A 3,658-nucleotide genomic window follows, 5' to 3' on the forward strand; every position below is an offset into this window, starting at 1 on the left:
GCATCGCTTGGTGGCGTTCAACAAAGTCCTCATCACCCATAAATACTTGGTTTTTAAGATTATGCCAAACAGCAACACCACGACCTTGTGCAACAAATTCCATATATCTTTTTATGGCTGTTTTTCTACTTTTTGCAAACATCAACAATAAAGCATCGGTCTCCAACCAATCAGGTGAAGCTCGTTCACCTATGGTTTCATGATAACTACTCCACTGCCACTCCTCTGGAGAATCAACCATGCCCTTTGCCCGCACCGGGTTTAATACAATATAACGACTCAGTTCCAGTAAATAGTTGTCTTTATCAACCAAAATACTTTTATAACGACCTTGGAATAAGTGCCCTACACGACTGTGCTTGCGATTAAACTTTTGTGTGTAAACACCATTTAGCTGCCGCATACCCTTTGATAAATTGGCATCTGGCGTTTCGATTAGTAGATGATAGTGATTGTGCATCAAGCAATAGGCATGAATTACCCAATTAAATCTGTCGCATACCGATGCTAAAACATCCATAAAGATTGCAAAGTCTTGTTCACCTCTAAAAATGGCTTTTTGCTCATTACCACGTGAGGTGACATGATAAAGTGCACCTGAGAACTCCAAACGTAGTGGTCTACTCATAATTTTTAATACACAAAAAAAGGTTAACTAAATATAGTTAACCTTTCTGATATTGCACAATGCAAGACCTGACCCCGTGGACTTGCAAGACCTGACCCCGTGGACTTGCAAGACCTGACCCCGTGGACTTGTTTTATCCATTGCAATGACGGCATTTATGGGTAACAAAAAACTACAAACTTATTCCCATAAATGTGTTGAATATGGCTGGCATGGCGGTAGCTTTAATCAACTAACTGGTGCGGGCTCTTTGTACTTAAAAAATTAATCATTCTGGCGGCCAGATGATCAGCTGCCTCTCTTTATTTTATATACATATCTTTAATCTTGAACCAGCCGCCCTCGCATCCATCAATTGTTATAACTACTTCTTCTTGTGTTGTTTTCGCTGTCATGATTGCAGAAACAATGATGGAGTGCGGGTTACTTAGCCCTACCCAACCACTGCCAGAAGTGCAGCTAAACTTTTTAGCTGCATTAGGAATGCCTTGCTTGCCACTATTAATCTTTATAGCCAGCGAACCATTTTGAGAAACAAAAATGTCTGTGATTTTGCCTGTATCTTGTGTGTAAGCAACAGAGAGAAATGGCAAGAAGAATAATAAAACAGTCCATTTGTTCATGAATTTTTCCTTATAAAATGACAACTCTAGAAACCGAAGGTTTATCGCTTAAATGCTCTATTCCACTTGTACCGCAACGATCTCCGTCAACTGCAATTTTAACTTCTTTGTCTGACATTTTTGCCGCAAGTAAAACACTTAATACTGACTCCACATCAGCATTTGACGTTTCTACTGAGTTCAAGCCTGATTGTTTGCAGCTGGCAGGGTTAAGCGCAGTGCCTGTGGTACGAAAAAGGAAGAAACCTTGCTTATAACCAGTATAAATTTCTAAAACTTTTACATTACCAGACCATTGGTCTTCAGCTGCAACACCACCCATACTGAAAAGCATGAAAGACAAAATAAAATACTTTTTCATTTAATTTATTTCCTAGAAAATTATAAGTAATATTCTTTTGAATTATAAAACTAAAGGAATATTATGCATATATTAAAAACAACTATGATAATTCTTAGCATATCTGTCACTTCAATTACTTATGCTGCTTCTCTCTCGTGCAAGGGCACTGTTGAGCAGGTCGCTTATCATGCTGACAACCGATTTATGGTGAAATTAAGTAGCATGAACCGGCCTGTATTCTTTTGTAATCCTGAGCAAGAATGGTCTGTCACTGGCACCAATTATAAAACTGGGCCTGAAACATGTAAAATGCTGTACTCTACATTATTAACCGCGAAAGCCACTAAGTCTGAAGTTGATTACATTCATTTTGATGGAGATGCTGTACCTGCTTCTTGTAATGATTGGAAAGCTTGGGCATCTGCAAACATACGTTATATCAATGTAAAATAAAGCGCTATATGCGCTTTATTTAATCTATGATTATTAAAAATCAGCCTCAATAAGCCTAACTCTCTGATAGCTACTTAAACAATCATTTGCCGCTGTCGATAGCCATACTCTAACCTTTTGTTTTGATTGTGCAGCTGAGAGAGCCAGTGAATACATAATATGGAACATCTCATCATCTTTATGCATCGCATACATACTTTTAGAAGAGCAGGTAGTGTTCAAATGCTGAGGGTTTTCTACTGGATCTAAATATAAGTTACCGGTGTTAGCACTTACACGTACTTTATCGACCGTGAAGTAACTTGTTTTTGAAGTAGAAGCGAATAGTTGACTAGAGGAGGTAAGCAGTAAAGCTAATAATGCATACTTCATTTATGGTTTTCTATTTTTTGTTAATGTAAAGTGATCCAAATGATAACAGAGAATGAAATGTAATTCTTTATAAAGTCACTGTCCTACGTAAACAAATATAAAAGCTCTAGTCTGTGAGCTTTTGAAAGATGGCTAGATTTAAGCACAGATTACCTAAATCCGATATAACCAAAATCCCAAGCTTTATCACGAACTTTACAGCTATCTAGATAATTAACATATAAAGCTCTGTCTAATGTTTTAGCTGAGATTACTGTACTTAGTACAGCATTAAATAAAGGGTGTTCTGTTGTAATAACCACTCTATTTCGACCATTCTCTTGATTGCAAGAATTTGGCAACCCTTCTACATAAAAAGACAAAATGCCGACATCACTTACATCGTACTTTGACCAATTATCTGAATGTAAGTCAAACTTCGTGATTTTTCCATAATGCGAGCCTGCATGTACTTTAAATGCAGTTGCTAGAGAAAGAAGTATAAGAAAAAGAGTGTTTAATTTCATTTTATATAAACTTTTTAATATTTTCTAAAGGGCTAATTTTAATAGAATAAAAAAGAAAATAGAAATAAATATAAATAAAAAGGTTAACTAAATATAGTTAACCTTTCTGATATTGCACAATGCAAGACCTGAGCCCATTTTTTTCTTAAGAAACATATTATATAACTAAGCTTTTAAGTTAATTTGGCGGGTCAAATTGCGTCACAACACAATAGCCACTGCCATTTGGCCTGCCTGATGTATAAACTGTACCAGACGTTTTTCCAGCTACCCAGCTAGCTAATACTACCGATACTATTGTTGAATAGTCTTTTTTAATTAGCATCCAGCCATATGGCGTCCCTTCACAATTATCAGGTAAATCTCTGTCCATCATTATTAAAAGGCCTTCAGGAACAGCAGTAATATTTTTAATTTTCCCACTGGTGTAATTAGGCGCAGCAAATGTAGCGTTACAGAAAAAAAGGATAATAAATAAGATAAGTAATTTCTTCATTTTAAACACAGCTTTAAATATTTTTTTCAATTATACTAAAATAAAATATAGCTGTGTACCCAAGTCCAGACAACAAAGGCAGCAATCATGCCTAAAAATTAAAACAAGTACAATCGCCTATTATTTTGACTTAATATTTTTATGCTGGAAAATAAATAATTTTTATAATTACATGAAACCTGAATTGTCAAACCATAAAAAAGGCTAACTAATCAGAATAGTTAACCTTTCTTATAT

General features: G+C 35.6%; 7 protein-coding genes. 1 reads left to right on the forward strand and 6 read right to left on the reverse strand.

The genetic code is table 11. The features are described from left to right. The 3 genes from CWB72_RS20175 to CWB72_RS20185 all read right to left on the reverse strand — a co-directional run. Positions 1-628 (reverse strand): transposase (locus tag CWB72_RS20175; protein ID WP_138635199.1); only part of this gene is annotated, 628 nt, incomplete at its 3' end. Between the two features lie 302 nt (positions 629-930). Next, positions 931-1,251 (reverse strand): hypothetical protein, encoded by a 321-nt coding sequence (locus tag CWB72_RS20180; RefSeq protein ID WP_138635201.1) that lies wholly within the window; start codon positions 1,249-1,251, stop codon positions 931-933. Positions 1,252-1,261: 10 nt separating this feature from the next. Next, the gene (locus CWB72_RS20185) at positions 1,262-1,612 is read right to left on the reverse strand and encodes a hypothetical protein (protein ID WP_138567884.1); all 351 of its coding nucleotides are present in this window, start codon (positions 1,610-1,612) and stop codon (positions 1,262-1,264) included. Between the two features lie 63 nt (positions 1,613-1,675). On the opposite strand from CWB72_RS20185, the gene CWB72_RS20190 reads away from it, so the two are divergent. Continuing rightward, the gene (locus CWB72_RS20190) at positions 1,676-2,047 is read left to right on the forward strand and encodes a hypothetical protein (protein WP_212747917.1); all 372 of its coding nucleotides are present in this window, start codon (positions 1,676-1,678) and stop codon (positions 2,045-2,047) included. Positions 2,048-2,080: 33 nt separating this feature from the next. Here the strand turns inward: CWB72_RS20190 and CWB72_RS20195 are convergent, their stop codons facing one another. From CWB72_RS20195 to CWB72_RS20205, 3 genes are all read right to left on the reverse strand, one after another. Then, positions 2,081-2,419, reverse strand: a complete 339-nt coding sequence (locus CWB72_RS20195; protein ID WP_138635204.1) for a hypothetical protein — start codon at positions 2,417-2,419, stop codon at positions 2,081-2,083. A 149-nt stretch (positions 2,420-2,568) separates the two neighbouring features. Then, a complete protein-coding gene (locus CWB72_RS20200) occupies positions 2,569-2,925 on the reverse strand; it encodes a hypothetical protein (RefSeq protein WP_138635206.1) in 357 nt (118 codons plus the stop codon). Positions 2,926-3,103: 178 nt separating this feature from the next. Then, positions 3,104-3,421, reverse strand: coding sequence for a hypothetical protein (locus CWB72_RS20205; protein WP_138635208.1), 318 nt, complete (start codon positions 3,419-3,421; stop codon positions 3,104-3,106). Positions 3,422-3,658: the final 237 nt, after the last annotated feature.

Source organism: Pseudoalteromonas phenolica, assembly GCF_005886345.1.
GTDB classification, from domain to species: Bacteria; Pseudomonadota; Gammaproteobacteria; order Enterobacterales; family Alteromonadaceae; genus Pseudoalteromonas; species Pseudoalteromonas phenolica_A.

Coding starts and splice junctions, on each gene's coding strand:
- CWB72_RS20180 (WP_138635201.1), bottom strand. CDS start 1,251: ATGAACAAATGGACTGTTTTATTATTCTTCTTGCCATTTCTCTCTGTT.
- CWB72_RS20185 (WP_138567884.1), bottom strand. CDS start 1,612: ATGAAAAAGTATTTTATTTTGTCTTTCATGCTTTTCAGTATGGGTGGT.
- CWB72_RS20190 (WP_212747917.1), top strand. CDS start 1,676: ATGCATATATTAAAAACAACTATGATAATTCTTAGCATATCTGTCACT.
- CWB72_RS20195 (WP_138635204.1), bottom strand. CDS start 2,419: ATGAAGTATGCATTATTAGCTTTACTGCTTACCTCCTCTAGTCAACTA.
- CWB72_RS20200 (WP_138635206.1), bottom strand. CDS start 2,925: ATGAAATTAAACACTCTTTTTCTTATACTTCTTTCTCTAGCAACTGCA.
- CWB72_RS20205 (WP_138635208.1), bottom strand. CDS start 3,421: ATGAAGAAATTACTTATCTTATTTATTATCCTTTTTTTCTGTAACGCT.